At 66.5% G+C, this 18,770-nt stretch carries 13 protein-coding genes and 2 pseudogenes; 11 read left to right on the top strand and 4 right to left on the bottom strand.

The genetic code is table 11. From position 1 onward, the window contains the following. The 8 genes from BST40_RS23700 to BST40_RS23665 all read left to right on the top strand — a co-directional run. A partial coding sequence (locus BST40_RS23700) for a thioesterase domain-containing protein (RefSeq protein WP_142276795.1) occupies positions 1 to 1,450 on the top strand: 1,450 nt, incomplete at its 5' end. Positions 1,451 to 1,688: 238 nt separating this feature from the next. Next, entirely contained in the window at positions 1,689 to 3,047 is a 1,359-nt protein-coding gene (pafA, locus tag BST40_RS23695) for a Pup--protein ligase (RefSeq protein WP_089025287.1), read from the top strand. An 11-nt stretch (positions 3,048 to 3,058) separates the two neighbouring features. Beyond that, positions 3,059 to 4,057 (top strand): helix-turn-helix transcriptional regulator, encoded by a 999-nt coding sequence (locus BST40_RS23690; protein WP_075549712.1) that lies wholly within the window; start codon positions 3,059 to 3,061, stop codon positions 4,055 to 4,057. Continuing rightward, complete coding sequence (locus BST40_RS23685; RefSeq protein ID WP_083155890.1) at positions 4,054 to 5,022, top strand: helix-turn-helix transcriptional regulator; 969 nt, start codon at positions 4,054 to 4,056, stop codon at positions 5,020 to 5,022. The genes BST40_RS23690 and BST40_RS23685 overlap by 4 nt, the downstream gene beginning before the upstream one ends. A 67-nt stretch (positions 5,023 to 5,089) precedes the next feature. Further along, the gene (gene tatA / locus BST40_RS23680) at positions 5,090 to 5,359 is read left to right on the top strand and encodes a Sec-independent protein translocase subunit TatA (RefSeq protein ID WP_075549710.1); all 270 of its coding nucleotides are present in this window, start codon (positions 5,090 to 5,092) and stop codon (positions 5,357 to 5,359) included. Between the two features lie 138 nt (positions 5,360 to 5,497). Next, entirely contained in the window at positions 5,498 to 6,355 is an 858-nt protein-coding gene (gene tatC / locus BST40_RS23675) for a twin-arginine translocase subunit TatC (RefSeq protein WP_075549709.1), read from the top strand. Between the two features lie 19 nt (positions 6,356 to 6,374). Continuing rightward, the gene (locus BST40_RS23670) at positions 6,375 to 9,113 is read left to right on the top strand and encodes a DEAD/DEAH box helicase (RefSeq protein ID WP_083155888.1); all 2,739 of its coding nucleotides are present in this window, start codon (positions 6,375 to 6,377) and stop codon (positions 9,111 to 9,113) included. 57 nt (positions 9,114 to 9,170) lie between these two features. Then, entirely contained in the window at positions 9,171 to 9,953 is a 783-nt protein-coding gene (locus BST40_RS23665) for a DUF4333 domain-containing protein (RefSeq protein WP_075549707.1), read from the top strand. Here the strand turns inward: BST40_RS23665 and BST40_RS23660 are convergent. Further along, entirely contained in the window at positions 9,929 to 10,924 is a 996-nt protein-coding gene (locus tag BST40_RS23660) for a 5'-3' exonuclease (RefSeq protein ID WP_083155886.1), read from the bottom strand. The genes BST40_RS23665 and BST40_RS23660 overlap by 25 nt on opposite strands. Positions 10,925 to 10,970: 46 nt before the next feature. On the opposite strand from BST40_RS23660, the gene BST40_RS23655 reads away from it, so the two are divergent. Both BST40_RS23655 and BST40_RS23650 read left to right on the top strand, forming a co-directional pair. Further along, positions 10,971 to 12,089, top strand: coding sequence for a M24 family metallopeptidase (locus tag BST40_RS23655; RefSeq protein WP_083155884.1), 1,119 nt, complete (start codon positions 10,971 to 10,973; stop codon positions 12,087 to 12,089). A gap of 28 nt (positions 12,090 to 12,117) precedes the next feature. Further along, positions 12,118 to 14,353 (top strand): annotated as a pseudogene (locus BST40_RS23650) (prolyl oligopeptidase family serine peptidase). 27 nt (positions 14,354 to 14,380) lie between these two features. Here BST40_RS23650 and BST40_RS23645 read toward each other — a convergent pair. From BST40_RS23645 to BST40_RS23635, 3 genes are all read right to left on the bottom strand, one after another. Next, a complete protein-coding gene (locus BST40_RS23645; protein WP_244174473.1) occupies positions 14,381 to 14,929 on the bottom strand; it encodes a hypothetical protein in 549 nt (182 codons plus the stop codon). 69 nt (positions 14,930 to 14,998) lie between these two features. Beyond that, a complete protein-coding gene (locus BST40_RS23640; RefSeq protein ID WP_082275683.1) occupies positions 14,999 to 15,460 on the bottom strand; it encodes a hypothetical protein in 462 nt (153 codons plus the stop codon). Between the two features lie 76 nt (positions 15,461 to 15,536). Beyond that, the gene (locus BST40_RS23635; protein WP_083155880.1) at positions 15,537 to 17,516 is read right to left on the bottom strand and encodes a putative alpha/beta hydrolase; all 1,980 of its coding nucleotides are present in this window, start codon (positions 17,514 to 17,516) and stop codon (positions 15,537 to 15,539) included. Positions 17,517 to 18,279: 763 nt separating this feature from the next. Here BST40_RS23635 and BST40_RS23625 point away from each other — a divergent pair. Next, a pseudogene (locus BST40_RS23625) lies at positions 18,280 to 18,711 on the top strand (hypothetical protein); the annotation flags it as partial. Positions 18,712 to 18,770: the final 59 nt, after the last annotated feature.

Raw genomic sequence — 18,770 nt, 5'->3', positions numbered from 1 at the left:
GATGTATCGCACCGGGGATTTGGTGCGCTGGCGCGCCGACGGGCAGTTGGACTATCTGGGTCGCGCCGATGAGCAGGTGAAAATCCGGGGGTACCGCATCGAGTTGGGTGAAGTGAGCACCGCGCTGTCCGAGGCCGTCGGGGGGCGGCAGGCGGTGGTGATCGCGCGCGAGGACCGTCCCGGTGACCGGCGGCTGGTCGGCTACGTCGTCGGGCAGGTGCAGGCGGAGCAGGTCCGCGCGCGGCTGGCCGAGCGGTTGCCCGACTATATGGTGCCCGCGGCGGTGGTGAGCGTGGCGGCGCTGCCGTTGACGGTCAACGGCAAACTCGACAAACGTGCCCTGCCGGCTCCCGACTACGCTCACACGACCCGCTACCGTGCCCCGACCACCGCGGTCGAGGAAACCCTCGCCGGCATCTACGCGCAGGTGCTGGGTCTGTACCGGGTGGGCATCGACGAGTCCTTCTTCGATCTGGGCGGCAATTCGCTGCTGGCCATGCGGGTGGTCGCCGGAGTACGCCGAGCCCTGAACGTCGACCTGACCGTGCGCAGCCTGTTCGATGCGCCATCGGTGGCGAGCCTGAGCCAACAGCTGCGCCGACCCGTGCGGTCACCGGAGGTGACCCCGGTGGAGCTGCTGCGACACGGTGTCGGGGTTCCGCTGTTCTGCATTCATACAGCCGTGGGGTTGAGCTGGCCCTATCACGCCCTGGGTGCTTACCTGGACTGCCCGATTGTCGGCATTCAGCAGGTCCCCGACGATGGCCCGGGGCCCGAGTCGATCCGTGACATGGCGCAGCGCTATGCCGACACCGTCCAATCGTTGTATCCCGGTGGGCCATATCACCTGCTCGGCTGGTCGTTCGGGGGGCTTGTGGTGCATGAGCTCGCCGTCGAGCTTCGCCGGCGCGGCTGCGTCGTCGGGCGGCTCATCGTTCTCGATGCGACCCCGTGCGCCGACGAAGTGACGGACGACATCACCGCCGTGGTGCGGGAAGCTGAAATCCTGAAATATGTACTGCGCGCGAATGGAATCGATTTGCCGGCAGATGATCTTGAACCCTTTACCTATCAGCGGGCTGCCGAATTGATCCCAGAACGACAGCACGCCAATTTCGGGCTCCCGTCCGCGCAGCTGCTGGAGATTCTGGTCGCGAACAGCATCGCCAATGAACGGCATCGGTCCGGGCATCGGCCGACGGTCTTTGACGGTGACCTGACCATATTCGTGGCCACCCGCGGCGGAAATGATTCGACGCTGCTCGAGGATTGGCGGCCGTATGTCCGCGGCGATATCGTCGAGTACGCCGTCGACTCCACACACAACGAAATGTTGAATGCCGAATCGCTCAAGTTATTCGGTGCACAACTGAAGGCTGCATTGGTCGACGGCCAGGCTCCGGGGGTTAGCGCCGCCGGGCGATCCATTGCCGGCGTTACCGGCACCTGACGCGGCGTCGAGTGTGCATCCAGGGCTTCGAGCGTGCACTGTGGGCTTCGAGCGTGCCTCGGTGGCGAGCTCACGGCCCGTCGGCCGCCCTGGCTACACAGTGGAAACCGTCGGCGCACACTCGACGCCCTGGACGCACACTCGACGCCTGGATGCTCGACGTCCTGAACCCGACAAGTCCCGACATGTGGCGCGGCTTGCTCACCGCCGCGTCACGACAACCAGTACCCTCGATTACGTGCAGCGACGAATCATGGGCATCGAGACCGAGTTCGGTGTCACCTGCACCTTCCACGGCCATCGTCGGCTCAGCCCCGACGAGGTCGCGCGCTACCTGTTTCGCCGGGTGGTGTCCTGGGGACGCAGCTCCAACGTTTTCCTGCGCAACGGCGCACGCCTATACCTCGACGTGGGAAGTCATCCGGAATACGCCACCGCCGAATGCGACAGCCTGGTGCAGCTGGTCACCCACGACCGGGCCGGCGAATGGGTGCTCGAGGACCTGCTCATCGATGCCGAACAACGCCTTGCCGACGAGGGCATCGGCGGCGACATCTACCTGTTCAAGAACAACACCGATTCGGCGGGCAACTCCTACGGCTGCCACGAGAACTACCTGATCGTTCGGGCAGGCGAGTTCTCCCGCATCTCCGATGTGCTGCTGCCGTTCCTGGTCACCCGCCAGCTGATCTGCGGGGCCGGCAAGGTGCTGCAGACCCCCAAGGCGGCCACCTTTTGCTTGAGCCAGCGCGCCGAGCACATCTGGGAGGGCGTCTCCAGCGCCACCACCCGATCACGCCCGATCATCAACACCCGCGACGAGCCGCACGCCGACGCCGAGAAATACCGGCGGCTGCATGTCATTGTCGGCGATTCCAACATGTGTGAGACGACGACCATGCTGAAGGTGGGCACTGCTGCGCTGGTGCTGGAAATGATCGAGGCAGGGGTCGCCTTCCGTGATTTTTCCCTGGACAACCCGATCCGCGCCATCCGCGAGGTCAGCCACGACGTCACCGGCCGCCGGCCGGTGCGGCTGGCCGGGGGGCGCCAGGCCAGCGCGCTGGACATCCAGCGCGAGTATCACGCCCGCGCCGTCGACCATCTGCAGAACCGGGAGCCAAACCCGCAGATCGAGCAGGTCGTCGACCTGTGGGGGCGCCAGCTCGACGCGGTCGAGAGCCAGGACTTCGCCAAGGTGGACACCGAGATCGACTGGGTGATCAAACGGAAGCTGTTCCAGCGCTACCAGGACCGCTACCACATGGAGCTGTCCGACCCGAAGATCGCCCAACTGGACCTGGCCTACCACGACATCAAACGCGGGCGCGGTGTCTTCGACCTGCTGCAGCGCAAGGGTCTGGCGGCACGCGTCACCACCGACGAGGAGATCGCCGATGCGGTCGACCACCCGCCGCAGACGACGCGCGCGCGGCTGCGCGGCGAGTTCATCAGCGCCGCGCAGGCCGCGGGACGGGATTTCACCGTCGACTGGGTGCATCTCAAACTCAACGACCAGGCGCAGCGCACGGTGCTGTGCAAGGACCCGTTCCGTTCGGTCGACGAGCGGGTCAAACGGCTGATCGCGAGCATGTAGCTCAAGAACCAATGGCGACCTCGAAAGTCGAACGGCTGGTCAATCTCGTCATCGCGCTGCTGTCTACTCGCGGCTACATCACCGCCGAAAAGATCCGCGCCACTGTTGCGGGATATGCCGATAGCCCGACCGCCGAGGCGTTCTCCCGGATGTTCGAGCGCGACAAGAACGAACTGCGCGACCTCGGCATCCCGCTGGAGGTCGGCAAGGTGTCCAACCTGGACCCCACGGAGGGCTACCGGATCAACCGCGACGCCTACGCGCTGCCACCCGTCGACCTGAACCCGGACGAGGCGACCGCCGTTGCCGTCGCCACCCAACTATGGGAGTCGCCAGAACTGATCACCGCGACCCAGGGCGCGTTGCTCAAGCTGCGGGCCGCTGGGGTGGACGTCGACCCCTTGGACGCCGGGGCGCCGGTGACCATTGCCTCCCCGGCCGGGCTGACCGGGCTGCGCGGATCCGAACACGTGCTGGGAATCCTGTTGTCTGCCATCGATTCTCGGCAGGCGGTGCAGTTCCCGCATCGGTCGTCGCGGGCCGAGCCCTACACCACCCGCACCGTCGAACCGTGGGGCGTGGTCACCGAGAGGGGCCGCTGGTATCTCGTCGGCCACGACCGCGACCGCGACGCCACCCGCGTTTTCCGGTTGTCGCGGATCGGTGGGGAGATCACCCCGATCGGCCCGGCCGGCGCGGTCACCGTGCCCGACGACGTCGACCTGCGCGGCATCGTGGCCGCGAAGGTCACTGAGGCGCCGACCGGTATGCAGGCCACGGTCTGGGTCGCCGACGGGCGGGCCACCGCGCTGCGCCGAGCCGGGCGACCCGTCGGCCCCCGCAGACTGGCCGGTCGCGACGGCGACGTGCTCGAACTCGACATCGGATCTAGTGACCGGTTGGCGCGCGAGATCGCCGGCTACGGAGCCGACGCGATCGTCTTGGAGCCGGCCGCCCTGCGCGACGACGTGTTGGCCCGATTGCGTGCCCACGCGGAGACAGCGCGATGACTGCCGTGTCCACCCGGCTGGTGCGGCTGCTCAACATGGTGCCGTACTTCCAGGCCAATCCGCGGATCACCCGCGCGGAAGCCGCCGCCGACCTCGGGGTGTCGGCCAAGCAGCTCGAGGAGGATCTCAACCAGCTGTGGATGTGCGGACTGCCCGGCTATTACCCGGGAGATCTGATCGACTTCGAGTTCTCCGGAGACACCATCGAGGTGACGTTCTCGGCGGGCATCGACCGGCCGTTGAAGCTGACGTCTCCGGAGGCCACCGGGCTGCTGGTGGCGTTGCGGGCACTGGCGGACATCCCGGGCGTCGTCGATCCGCGGGCGGCCCGCAGCGCGATCGCCAAGATCTCGGCGGCGGCCGGCGCGGCCGGCCATGACAGCACGGTTTCGGCCGCCGACCAACCGGCGCCGGCCGAGCACGCGGCGGCGGCGACGGTGCGCGCCGCGGTGCGCCACAATCGGGCGCTGACCATTGACTACTACTCGGCGTCGCACGACACCCTCACCACCCGGACCGTCGATCCCATCCGGGTGCTGCTGATCGGCGGCCACAGCTATCTGGAGGCCTGGTCGCGCGAGGCCGAAGGGGTTCGGCTGTTCCGGTTCGACCGGATCGTCGACGCCTGCGAGCTGGACGAGCCGGCCACGCCGCCGGAACCGGCGCTGCAGGCGCCGCCGGACACGGCGCTGTTCGACGCGGATCCGTCGCTGCCGTCGGCAACGCTGCGGGTGGCGGCGTCGGCGTCGTGGATGCTGGAGTATTACCCGATACGGGAGCTGCGTGAGCTGCCCGACGGATCTTGTGAGGTGGCCATGACCTACGCCTCGGAGGAGTGGATGACTCGTCTCATGCTGGGCTTGGGCTCCGATGTGCAGGTGCTGGCGCCGGAATCGCTCGCCCGGCGCGTGCGGACGGCCGCGGAAGCCGCATTGCAGGCCTATCGGGCCGCTGTGCAGCAGTGACGGCGCGGCCGGGCGGCTTGGCAGCTCTGCTGCGGTAACATCGGGTCAACGTCTGGAGGTAATCAAAGTGGGCAGTCTTAGTCCGTGGCATTGGGCGATCCTCGCTGTCGTGGTGATCGTGCTGTTCGGCGCCAAGAAGCTCCCCGATGCGGCGCGGTCGTTGGGCAAGTCGATGCGCATCTTCAAGTCCGAGATCCGGGAAATGCAGACCGAGACCAAACCGCAAGCGCCTGCCATCGAAACCAACACGGCAACCAGCCCAACGCCGGTGCAGTCGCAGCGGGTCGAGCCTCCGGCGAGCACCGAGCCCGGTCACACCGAGGCGCGGCCGGCTTAGCCCGGCACCACCATCTCGGTGCCCAAGCGTCACTGATCGAACGTGGGGAATGGTTTCCGGGCCTCAACGCGTGCCGCCGCTGTTCTCAAGCGGCTGAACCCTCGCAACAGGCGTAGCCGCGTCAATCCCGACGCGACGATGTCACTGGTCGATCACCTGACCGAGCTGCGGACCCGGCTGCTGATCTCACTGGCCGCAATCCTGGTCACCACGATCTTCGGGTTCATCTGGTACTCGCATCCGGTGTTCGGGCTTCAGAGCCTGGGCGAGTGGCTGCGCCATCCCTATTGTTCGTTGCCGCAGTCGGCGCGCGCCGACATCAGCGCCGACGGGCAGTGCCGACTGCTGGCCACCGCGCCGTTCGACCAGTTCATGTTGCGCCTCAAGGTGGGGATGACGGCCGGTGTCGTGCTGGCCTGTCCGGTGTGGTTCTACGAGCTGTGGGCGTTCATCACGCCGGGGCTGTACAAGAAGGAGCGCCGCTTCGCGGTGGCGTTCGTGATCCCGGCCGCGGTGCTGTTCGTGGCCGGTGCCGTGCTGGCCTATCTAGTGCTGTCCAAGGCGCTGGGCTTCCTGTTGACCGTCGGCAGCGACGTTCAGGTGACCGCGCTGTCGGGCGACCGGTACTTCGGCTTCCTGATCAACCTGCTGGTGGTGTTCGGGGTCAGCTTCGAATTTCCGCTGCTGATCGTGATGCTCAACATGACGGGCATGCTGACCTATGAACGGCTCAAGTCCTGGCGGCGCGGCCTGATCTTCACAATGTTCGTGTTCGCGGCGGTGTTCACGCCCGGGTCGGACCCGTTCTCGATGACCGCGCTCGGGGTGGCGTTGACCGTGCTGCTCGAATTCGCCATCCAGATCGCCCGGGTGCACGACAAGCGGAAAGCCAAGCGGGAGCCGTTGATTCCCGACGACGAAGCGTCGGCCATCGATTCGCCCGAGCCGATACCGGCACCATCGGTCATCGGCGGATCACATGACGACGTCACCTAGCGATCGCATCAGGGCGGGTGTGACAGATCTGCCCGAGCTGGCCCGGTTTGCCGCTGAGCTGCCCTTCTCGCTCGACGATTTTCAGCAGCGCGCCTGTGCCGCTTTGGAACGCGGCCACGGGGTCCTGGTGTGCGCGCCCACCGGCGCCGGCAAGACGGTGGTCGGCGAGTTCGCCGTGCACCTGGCCCTGGCGGCCGGCGGCAAATGCTTCTACACCACACCACTGAAGGCCTTGAGCAACCAGAAGCACACCGACCTGACGGTTCGCTACGGCCGCGACCAGATCGGGCTGCTCACCGGGGACCTCGCGGTCAACGCGAATGCGCCCGTGGTGGTGATGACCACCGAGGTGCTGCGCAACATGCTGTACGCCGATTCGCCTGCGCTGCAAGGACTCTCCCACGTCGTGATGGACGAGGTGCATTTCCTGGCCGACCGGATGCGGGGCCCGGTGTGGGAGGAGGTCATCCTGCAACTGCCCGCCGAGGTGCGGGTGGTCAGCCTGTCGGCGACGGTCAGCAACGCCGAGGAATTCGGCGGCTGGATACAGACCGTGCGGGGGGACACGACGGTCGTCGTCGACGAGCACCGGCCGGTGCCGCTGTGGCAACACATCTTGGTGGGCAAGCGCCTTTTCGACCTGTTCGACTACGACGCCGACGCGCAACGGCCGCGGGTCAACCCGGATTTGGTGCGCCACATCGCGCATCGCCGCGAGGCCGACCGGATGTCGGACTGGCACAGCCCCCGCCGGCAGGGCGGACGAGGGGGTCCCGGCCGGCCGCGTTTCCATCGGCCGCCCGCGCGGCCGGAGGTGATCGCGAAACTCGACTCCGAGGGGTTGCTACCGGCGATCACGTTCGTGTTCTCCCGGGCCGGTTGCGACGCCGCCGTCCAGCAGTGCCTGCGCTCACCACTGCGGCTCACCAACGAGGAGGAACGCGCCCGGATTGCCGAGGTGATCGATCACCGCTGCGGCGATCTGGCCGACGCCGACCTGGCCGTACTCGGCTACTACGAGTGGCGGGAGGGGCTACTGCGCGGTTTGGCCGCCCACCACGCTGGGATGCTGCCGGCATTCCGGCACACCGTCGAGGAGCTGTTCGCCGCCGGCCTGGTCAAGGCGGTGTTCGCCACCGAAACGTTGGCGCTCGGCATCAACATGCCGGCCCGCACCGTGGTGCTCGAGCGGTTGGTGAAGTTCAACGGCGAACAGCACCTGCCGCTGACGCCGGGGGAATACACGCAGTTGACCGGCCGGGCCGGCCGACGCGGCATCGATGTCGAGGGTCATGCGGTGGTGATCTGGCATCCCGCCGACAGCACCAGCGAGCCGGCCGAGGTGGCCGGCCTGGCGGCAACCCGCACTTTTCCGCTGCGCAGCTCGTTTGTCCCGTCGTACAACATGACGATCAACCTGGTGCACCGGATGGGTCCGGAACAGGCGCACCGGCTGCTGGAGCAGTCGTTTGCCCAGTACCAGGCCGACCGGTCGGTCGTCGGACTGGTCCGCGGCATCGAGCGCGGCAACCGGATGCTCGAAGAGATCGCCGCCGAACTCGGTGGCCCCAACGCGCCGATCCTCGAGTACGCCCGGCTGCGCGCGCAGCTGTCGGACATGGAGCGTTCGCAGGCCCGCGCGTCCCGGCTGCAGCGCCGGCAGGAGGCCAACGACGCGTTGGCGGCGCTGCGCAAGGGAGACATCATCACCATCACCCACGGCCGGCGCGGCGGGCTGGCGGTGGTATTGGAGTCCGCCCGCGACAATGCCGACCCGCGGCCGCTGGTGCTGACCGAAAACCGCTGGGCCGGGCGCATTTCGTCGGCCGACTATTCGGGTGGGGTGCCGCCGGTCGGATCGATGACGCTGCCGAAACGGGTCGAATACCGTCAGCCGCGGGTGCGCCGGGATCTGGCGTCGGCGCTCCGGTCGGCCGCCGCGGGCCTGACCGCGCCGGCTGATCGGCGCGGCAAGAAACGCGCCCACCATGACCCGGACCTGGAGTCGCTGCGCGAGCAGCTTCGCCGCCACCCCAGCCACCACGCTCCCGACGTCGAGGTTCAAGTCCGTCAGGCGGAACGTTATCTGCGTATCGAACGGGACAACGCGCAGCTGCAGCGCAAGGTGGCCGCCGCCACCAACTCGTTGGCGCGCACCTTCGACCGGATCGTCGGCCTGCTCACCGAGCGTGAGTTCATCCACGGACCGCCGACCGACCCCCAGGTCACCGACGACGGCCGGTTGCTGGCCCGCATCTACAGCGAAAGCGACCTGTTGGTGGCCGAGTGCCTGCGGACCGGCGCCTGGGCCGGTTTGAAGCCGCCCGAGTTGGCCGCGGTCGTCTCGGCGGTGCTGTACGAATCGCGCGGTGGTGACGGGCCGGGCGCGTCGTCGGGGGCAGAGGCACCGACGCCGCGGTTGCGGCAGGCGCTCGGCCAGACCGCGAGGCTGTCGGCGGAGCTGCGCGCCGACGAGCAGACGCACCGGATCGGCCAGAGCAGGGAGCCCGACGACGGCTTCGTCAACGTCATTTATCGATGGGCGCGCACGGGTGATCTCGCGGCGGCATTGGCGGCCGCCGACGCCACCGGCGCCGGTTCCCCGTTGTTGGCAGGTGATTTCGTGCGCTGGTGCCGGCAGGTGCTCGACCTGCTGGACCAAGTGCGCAACGCCGCCCCGGACCCCGAAGTGCGCGCTGTGGCCAAGCGCGCCATCAACGACATCCGGCGCGGCGTCGTCGCGGTTGACGCCGGGTAGGCTGGCCCGGAGCTACGGTTATGTCCGGAATGTGACCGCAGGAATACAGGAGATGCGATGAGCGGACCGCAGGGATCAGACCCGAGGCAGTCGTGGCAGTCGCCCGGGCAGGGCGATCGTTCCTCGGACCCGACCATGGCGGGTTCACCGTGGCAGCAGCAGCCAACTCAGGATGCGACGTGGCAGGCTCCGGCTTACACACCTGCGGAGTATCCGCAGTACCAACAGCCGGTCGACCCGGCGTATCCGCAGCAGTATCCGCAGTCCACTCCCGGCTACGGGCAGCCCGACTTCGGTTCGCAGGCCACCCAATTCGGTCCTACTCCGCAATACGCGCAACCGGGGCAGTACGGGGCTCCGGCCCAGTACGGCCAGCCGGGCCAATACGCACCGCCGGGACAACCGGGCCAGCCCGGCCAGTACGGCCAGGCCGGCCAATATGGCCAGCCGGGCCAGTATCCCGGGCAATACGCTCCCTACGAGCAGTCGGCCAAGGGTTCCAAGCGTTCAATGGCGATCATCGGCGGTGTCGTCGGTGTGTTCGCGGTACTCATCATCGGCGTGGTCCTGGTGCTCGGTTTCTGGGAGCCCGGGTTCTTCGTCACCACCAAGCTGGACGTCAACAAGGCCAACGCCGGCGTCCAGCAGATCCTGACCGACGAGACCAACGGCTACGGCGCCAAGAACGTCAAGGACGTCAAGTGCAACAACGGGTCCAACCCGACCGTCAAGAAGGGCGCCACCTTCGAGTGCACCGTCAGCATCGACGGCGCGTCCAAGCGCGTGACGGTGACGTTCCAGGACAACAAGGGCACCTACGAGGTCGGCCGGCCGCAGTAGCCGTCACCATGCTGTGATGGTGGCAGTTCGTCCAGCGCCTTTTGCAGTCGGGCAATCGAGGACCCGACGCCGTATCGAGTCGCCAGTTCGGCAGTGCGTGCCGGGTCGGCGGCGGCCAGCGGTAGTGAGTCGGTGGGCGTCGAAAGCTTGACCGGTGCGTCGGTGGCCACCCGCACCACCGAACCCGCGGCCTCGATATAGGCCGATGCGCCAAGCAGTTTCGCTCGAAGTCCCTTGGCCATCCCCGACCTGGGGTCGTCGGCGGTGGCCAGGATCTGATCCAGCGAGCCGTACTGTGCCAGCAGGGCGGACGCCGTCTTCTCGCCGACGCCGGGCACTCCGGGCAATCCGTCGGAGGGATCGCCGCGCAGCAGCGCCAGTTCGGCGTAGGCCGAGCCGGCCCGATCCGTCGGCAAGCCATAGCGTTCGGCGACCTCGGCGGGTCCGAACATGGTGGCTTTGGACAGCCCGCGACCGAGGTAAAGCACCCGAATGGGGACCGGATCGTCGGTCACCACCTGCAGCAGGTCGCGGTCACCACTGACGACAACCACCGGATCGTGGCGTTCCTGGGCTGCCAGTGTGCCGATCACGTCGTCGGCCTCGAAACCTGGTGCCCCGGCCGTCGGGATCCCGAACGCGTCGAGCAGCTCCATGATCATGTCGACCTGCGGGGTCAGCTCGTCGGGCACCTCCTCGATGTCGGGCTGGCCTGCTGGCTCTTCCACGGCCACCCGGTGTGCTTTGTAGGAGGGGATGAGGTCGACCCGAAACTGTGGCCGCCAATCCAGGTCCAGGCACACGACCAGTCGGCTGGGTCGCTGCTGGGTGATCACCACCGCCATCGAGTCGATGAACCCGCGTACGGCGTTGACCGGGCGGCCGTCCGGGGCGGTGATCGACGACGGCACGCCGAAGAAGGAGCGAAACCACATGCTGGCGCTGTCCAGCAGCAGTAGGGGAGCGGGCATGCGAGCCATCCTGCCAGGCCCGCCGGGCGCGGTTAGCCTGACTGCCATGGACTCTCGCCGATTCGACACCGCGGTGTACGCGCGACGATTGGCTGCGGCGGCAGCCGTGGCCGCCGACGCCGGCTTGGCCGGTCTGGTGATCACCCCGGGCTATGACTTGCGCTATCTCATCGGCTCGCGCGCGGAGACGTTCGAGCGGCTCACCGCGCTGGTGCTGCCGGCTTCGGGTGAGCCGACGATCGTCGTGCCGCGGCTGGAGGTCGCCACTTTCGCGGAGTCTGCCGATGCTCTGGGGCTAGGCGTGCGGACCTGGGTCGACGGCGACGATCCGTACCAACTGGTGGCGGCCGCGTTGGGCGCCGGCCAGGCGAGTGCGGTCAGCGACTCCATGCCGGCGCTGCATCTGCTGCCGCTGGCCGCCGCGTTGGGCGTGCTGCCGGTTTTGGCCACCGATGTGCTGCGCACGCTGCGGATGGTTAAGGAGGAGGCCGAGATTGACGCGCTGCGGCGGGCGGGTGCGGCCATCGATCGGGTGCACGCCCGGGTGCCGGAGTTGCTGGTTCCGGGCCGGACCGAGGCCGAGGTTGCCGCCGACATCGCCGAAGCGATTGTCGCCGAAGGACATTCTCAGGTGGCGTTTGTCATCGTCGGCTCCGGGCCGCACGGCGCCGACCCGCATCACCGGTTTTCGGACCGCACACTCCAGGTTGGTGACATCGTGGTCGTCGACATCGGTGGGACCGTCGAGCCCGGATACCACTCCGACTGCACCCGCACCTACAGCATCGGCGAACCTGATCCGACTGTGGCGCACCAGTATTCGATACTGCAACGAGCCCAGCGCGCCGCCGTTGAGGCGGTGCGTCCGGGAGTGACGGCCGCACAGGTCGACGCGGCGGCCCGCGACGTGCTGGCCGAGGCCGGATTGGCCGAGTATTTCGTGCACCGCACCGGGCACGGCATCGGATTGAGCGTGCACGAAGAGCCCTACATCGTGGCCGGCAACGATCTGCCGCTGGTTGCGGGCATGGCGTTTTCCGTCGAGCCGGGCATCTATTTCCCGGGCCGGTGGGGCGCCCGCATCGAGGACATCGTGGTGGTGACCGAGGGGGGTGCCCTGCCGGTCAACCATCGGCCGCACGAGCTGGCGGTGGTACCGGTTTGATGTCACCGGCGCCGGGTAGGTTGGCGTCGTGTCGCTGTTGGATCTGACTCTGCTTCCGTTACGTATCGCCCGCCATGTCGCCGACGCGGTGGTGCACCCGGCGCCGGCGCCGCCGGCTGAACTGGTCGTGGTCGACGGGATGCCGGAGGGCGCGCCGCCGGCGGCTCGGCGGCCCGAGCCGACGCTTCCGGCGCCGGCGGGATAGCCGTTCGGCGAGCAGTTTCCGCGAACCTGCGGGGCGGCTCGGGTGGCCGGCGGGGCAGTGTTTTGGACCGACTTCCTTTACGACGATCACGGCGCGACGGGTCTGCCGGTGGGCGACCTGAAAGTCCAGGCGCCGCCGCGAGGCACCTACGTGTATCCGGCCGGGCCCGCGGCGGGCAACGGCGTCGACATCTTCCCGTCGCGATCGGGCTCACCGAGACCCACACCTGGTGGCGGATCGACTGGAACACCTTGGTGGATGCCACCGTGCCGATCGCGCTGTTCACCTTCGATACCGATCGCGGCCGGGCCGCGTCGGCGGTGTGGCCGGCCGGGGGCCGGGGTGCGGTCGGCGGGCATCGATATGGCCCTGCTGGTTTCGGGTCGCAGTGCCCGGCTGATCGACCTGACCACCCAGGTCGCGACGCCGGTCGAGCACAGCGTCGACCTGGCGGCACGGTCGTTTCTGGCTCAGGTCTCGCGGTCGGTGCTGGAACCGGCCGGGACGTGGACAGTTCGGCTGGTCGCGGGGTTGGCCGACTCGGCGGGCGACGGCTTCGCCGATGTGCCGGCGGAAAGGGGCGCGCTGCCCGGTCAGCCGAATGTCTACAACGTCGCCTTCCGCGCCCACTCAGGAGCAGCCGCACCTCAACTTCTGGTCCGATGCCGCCCAAGCCGCCGCCCTGACCAGCGGCGATGTCTCCGAGTTCGCGGTGGCCGTCGAGTGGGACCGGCTTGTGGCCCGCGAAACCACGTCCGAGCCGGTGATCACCGGACCCTCGACACGGTGGTACGTGTCCTCGATTGAGCTGGGCCAAGGTGTTGCGGCGGGGACCGTGCTGGACACCGACCCGCAGTTTCTGGGTCGGGTGCAGCCCTGTTCGGTGTGCCTGCCGTCGACGTATGCGCCCGGGCGGGCGTTGCCGCTGACGCTGTTGCTGCACTCGCTGGCGCTGGGGCAAACCCAGTTCGCCGCGATCGACCCCCGCTTGTTGCACGAAGTGTGTGAGACGCGCGGCTCGGTAGTGGTGACGCCGCTGGGTCGAGGTCCGTCGACCTGGTATTTCGATGCCGGCGAACTCGACGTGTGGGAAGTGTGGGGGCGGGTGGCCGAGCAGCTGGGCACCGACCCCAACCGTACCGTCGTCTCCGGCTACTCGATGGGCGGTTACGCGGCCTACAAGCTGGGGCTGACGTACCCGGAGGTGTTCGCGCGGGCCGTGGTGCTGGCCGGGCTGCCGACGTGCGGGGTGCGGCTGCTGCCCAATGTCGACATTCCTGCCGATCTCGACCTGGACTCGCACTGTGCCCGCGAGGGTGACACCTGGGAGCTGCTGGCCAATGCCCGGTGGCTGCCGTTCGTCATCGCCCACGGGTTGCTCGACGAGTTGGTGCCGTTTTCCTCGGCGGCCGAGCAGGTGCTGGAACTGGACAGGTTGGGTTACCGCTACCGGTTCACCGTGTACCCGTTCGAGGATCACGTCGCCTGGGTGCTGCAGGACAAGTTTGACGATCCGATCGCGCATATGGGAACCGTTCTGCGCCAAGCGGATCCGGGGCACATCACGTTCGCGTGGTATCCGCAGTTGGTGCGTGCGGACCTCGGCATCGGGCCGCATCAGGTGTGGTGGTTGTCCGAGCTGACCGCCGATCCCGCGGTGACGGCCCGGCGCGGCGCCACCGCGGAAGTCGACGCCCGCTCCTATGCCCGTCCGGATCCGATGCACAGCATTCGCCGGCGCCGCGGCTTCGTCCCGCACTTCGATCGCACGCCCGGGTTGTACACCGAATTGGATTGGCGGGTAACGGGTCCCGCCGACGCGCTGCCGTATCTGACGCTGCGGCTCGCCGGAGTCGCCAGTCTCACTGTCGACGTCGAGCGGGCCGGGCTGGCGTCGTTGCCGTCGTCGAGCATCGCGGTGGCGTCTGATACAGCCGCGCAGATCACCCTCGGTGGTTTGCCTGACGGCGTGCAGGTGCGGCTGGATGGTCAGCCTGTCGGGTCGATCGTAGCGGTTCCGATTGGGCGGCACCAGATTTCGTTGGTGCGGACGGGTTAGCGAGCGCGGCGGCAGCTAGGCGCAGCTTCACTGGCCACGAAGCTGGTCTTTGATGCTGAACCCGTTGCTGTCAGTGCGGTGGTTGTTCATATTGCGGCATTCGCCGGAAAGCTCGATCGCCCCATCGGCGCCGGGAAAATGACTTACGCCGATAGTTGCCATGACACCATCTTTGTGAATCACCGTTCCGAACAGGTGCTGTCCCGGAGGCGCGCCGGACGACCAACCGTGAGCCACCATCGTCGCCGCAACTTGCTCGAAGTAGGCGCTGTGGTCGATGCCAAGCGGAACGATGAAGGTCATGTCGACCCGACCACGGTAGGGTGGATCGCCCTGATCGTTGCAGGACTCCCAGCTGAATCCTCCTGAAACATCTTGCAGCCCTGCTATTTTTGCGATTTGCTTGGCCGGCTCGATCACCTGGGCCATGGCCTGCTGGTCAGAGAGCGGATGTTCGGGGTGGTCAACATCGTGCGCAAATGGATACATCAGCGAACAACCTCCCAAGACTAAAACCACCGTCAGCGGCCATGCCAGACGTTCCGGCCATCGCCGGAATCGATCATTCGAACTCATCGTCATTGGTGATGGAGCTCGCCGCTAGACAAGCACTGCCTATGCGGCAAAACCGTTGCAGGCACGGGTTTATCCCGCATTCAGTTGGTCCTTGATGTCGTACCATTTGCCATCGTGGCGGTGAGCACCCATGTTGCGACATTCGCCAGAAAGCTCTACCGAGCCCCACTGTTTGCCACCAGAGTGCACGCCGATGATCGCCATTACGCCGTCTTTGTGAATCACGCGACCAAAAGCATGCAGCCCAGCAGGTGGGCCATCTGACCAACCTTGGGCGATCATCGCCCTAGCGATCCGCTCAAAATAGGTTTGAGGGTCGACACCTACCGGCATGTCGTATCCCATGTCGACACGTCCTCGGTAGGGTGGGTCGCCCTGATCGTTGCAGGATTCCCAGCCAAATACCCCTGAAACATTCTGTAATCCAGCCACTTTCGCAATTTGTTTGGCAGGGTCGACCACCTGCGCCATGGCCTGCTCGTCGGAGAGCGGATGTTCGGGGTGGTCAACATCGTGCGCAAATGGATACATCAGCGAACAACCTCCCAAGGCTAAAACCACCGTCAGCGCTACGACCGCAAGCCGCAGCAGGCCTGACCTGAGGCAATTACTTGAACTCGTGGTCATTGGTGACTGAGTCCCCTGGCCGGTCCCATTCGGGGTCAACGGTGACAGGCGTTTGGATTTCGACGTGCGGTAGTGGAATCGTTCCGAACGGGGTATGCACCTGGGTCGGGGTGGAGATTCGTTCTTCGGCTCGGGGTGGTGCCAGCATTCCTTCTCCTGCGAGGTTGTTTCCGTGGCCGACAGCGATTTCAGTCATATTGTGCAGCGCCTCGCTGCCCATGTTGTAGTAGTGCGAATGGTCGTTGAACCACGGGGCCACGTTGTGTGAGCCGGCGACTTCGGCGCGGATTCGCACTGAGCCGAAACCGTCGTGAGCGGGGTCGCCGCCCAGTCCCGCTAATGGCCCGAGCGGGTAGCCGAGTGCGTTGTTGACCCAATTGGGCACGGCGCCACCAGATTCTCCGATCCAGCTGATCGCGTCGGTGGAGGCGGCACCCACGTAGACGTTTCCGCCGTTGAGGTGGAAGTCGGCGGCGCTGTGCGCCAGATCGGTTCCTGGGCAGCCGATCAACACGGCATCGTTGGCGCGCATACCACTGTTGGCGAACGCATCGGCGACTGTCGTCGAACCGTAGGAGTGCCCGATGACGGTGACGTGAGACGAGATACCGCCATCGTGAGTAACCGCCAAGCCGTTGACGTCGGCGGCCAGCACCGCGCCTCCCTGGCGCGCCATCCAGGGTGTGCCGACCTGTTGCAGTTTCGACGGGTCGGTCACGGCCGCTTCGGGATTCTGGAATTCAAACTCGGGAGCGTCATAGCCCATCCAGGCGATCACCGAGGTTGGATGGGTCGGGTCAGCTTTGGTCGACTGCTCGAAGAGATTGATGGCATCGTTGTGCCCGTCATACAACCAGCCTCCCTTTACGCTGCTGTTGGTACCGGGCACGATGACGGCGATGTTCGGCGTTTTATCCGGGTTGCCGATTGCGATCGCCGCCCTGCCCTTGCCGTTATACGCCAACGGATCGTAGGCCCACAGCATGACAGGCCTCGGCTTCGCGGGGTCCCCGCGATCATGGTTTAGGCCCTGGTTGGTCTTTACCGCGTTCTGATACCGGGTGATATCTGCGGCGGTGAGTCCGTACTTGCCGGGGTTGCTGAACACATCGTTGCTCACGTTGTTAAGGGCATTATCCCGAAGGGCCTTTGGCGACAGTCCATGCTGTCCGGCGGCATCTTCGACCCGTCGGAGGTCGTCGTTCATCACCGCGAGGTTGACCTGGCCGCGCACTTCGGCCGGAATGCCATTGAGGTTGCCCAACTCCTGCGGGTGTTGATCGACCAACAGTCGTCTTTGCTCGTCGCTGAGTGACTCCCACCAGCGCTTGACCTGCTCTGGACCGGTGTCAGGAGGTGGGATCAAAAGTTCGTCGGCTATTGCGACCTCTGCCGGATCGACGCCGTCGGCGCGCAGATTGCCGAGCCCACTTTGCAAAATCGCCGAATAATTGTCACGAATGTGGTTGAGCTGGGCCAGGACTGCCCGTGTTTCGGCAACGGCGTCGTCGCACAGCGCATTGGCCTCCGTTTGATCGTCGGCGGCGAGGGCCTCACCGATCTCGCAGTCGATATCTTCAAGGTCCTGCTCGAGCGCTGAGATGTACCACCCGGCGGACCGTTGTGCCTGGGCCAGGGTGGCCGCAATATTCTCCAAATCGACGGCGATCCTGGGCAATTGCGCGGCCTGGAGCTTCAGCGACGTGGTTACGCGCTGCACCTCGGCGGAGTCGTTGATTGGGTGCTCGCCGTTCTCCCGGTTCCAGGCCCATTCGAAACGCCGCAGTGCCTGGTTGAAGGCCGCGTCGGCCTCGGCCGTTGAGGCACCAGCGTCATGGAAAGCTTTGGCCAGGTCGGAAATCTGCGCTGGACGACCCGCTTGGAGGCTCCGGTTGATCGCCCACGGATCACCGCCGGCTTCGGCGATCAGCAAGGCGATGCTGACGCAGTGGAGTTGCATTGAATCACTGGATATATTGCGGCCCAACATTTCTCGTTCTGCAGCCCATTCTTCCGCGGCAGCCGGCGCATTATTGTCCAGCTGCGCGCCGGGCAGATGGCGCTGCCGGTGTCGACCAACATCACGAACTCATCCTAGCCAGCTGTGCGGTTGCAATGCTTGCAGTGCATCGGCCGCAGCTTCTCACACCACATCGAGCAGGGCCGCGACACGCTTTGCGTCGCCACGGAACTGGGCAACAATCGCTGATGCCATTGCCGGCTGCTCCGCTCGCGCGTGCTCTTGTTTCGATAGCGCTGAATTCCTGGGGGTACTGGTCGATCAACAGGGCGCCGCTGCAAATTGCTGGGCGGATCCCGCCAACGCTTGGATGGTCCTGGCGTCGGGATCAAGAGTTCGTCTGGTCGTTCCCTTGGGCCCAGTTCACCGCGACCGACGACCTCCGGTGAGTTGCCGACCCTCGCCACATCATTAGACTTCCCGAGGATGGAGACCGGTGAGCTGCGCGTCGATGTCTATCAGCTCAAAGCCTCGGCGAGCCAGTGGCGTGAGCTAAGCACTAGATTTGGCGTCCTGGCATCACCGACACCGGGGCGGCCGTGTCAACCCACGACGGCGGCGGTGGGCGGCGCTCATACGGCGGTCGGCCTCGCCGCAGAAGTATTGACCATCCGGACCCAGGCGACGACCGGTGCGGTGGAGGCAGGTGCCGTGGAGTATGGCGGCGGGGGAGATGGCGGCCGTCCGACCGCGGATGGTGTAGATGCTTCCGACCCTGTCGCAGCTTCAGGCCTGGGATACCGAGCATCTCATCGATGCGGCCCACTACTGGTCCAGGACCGCCGACCTGTGGGAGGACGTGTTCCTGCAGATGCGCAACCAGTCTCACGCCATTGTCTGGGAAGGCGCTGGCGGTGAGGCGCTGCGGGCGCGAACCGGCGGTGATTTGGTGATCGTCACCGCCAAGGCCGACCAGCTGCGTCAGGCTGCGGTCATCGCGCGTGAGGGCGCCGGAACCATCGGCGCCGCCCAACGGCGGGTCATCTATGCCGTCCAAGACGCCAACGACGCCGGCTTCAACGTCGGCGAAGATCTCTCGGTCGCCGATACCCGAACCAGTCGCACCGCCGCAGAACAGGCATCTCGTCAGGCACAGGCACAAGCTTTCGCCGCCGCCCTCTCTGCCAACCTTGGGTGAGGCACTCGCCCCCTGATAATTAGTGACCCGAGGGCGGGGATGGAGAGTTTCCCCGA

Source organism: Mycobacterium persicum, assembly GCF_002086675.1.
GTDB classification, from domain to species: Bacteria; Actinomycetota; Actinomycetes; order Mycobacteriales; family Mycobacteriaceae; genus Mycobacterium; species Mycobacterium persicum.
The sequence above is the reverse complement of the archived record's forward strand: the minus strand, read 5'-3'. Positions and strand labels throughout refer to the sequence as shown.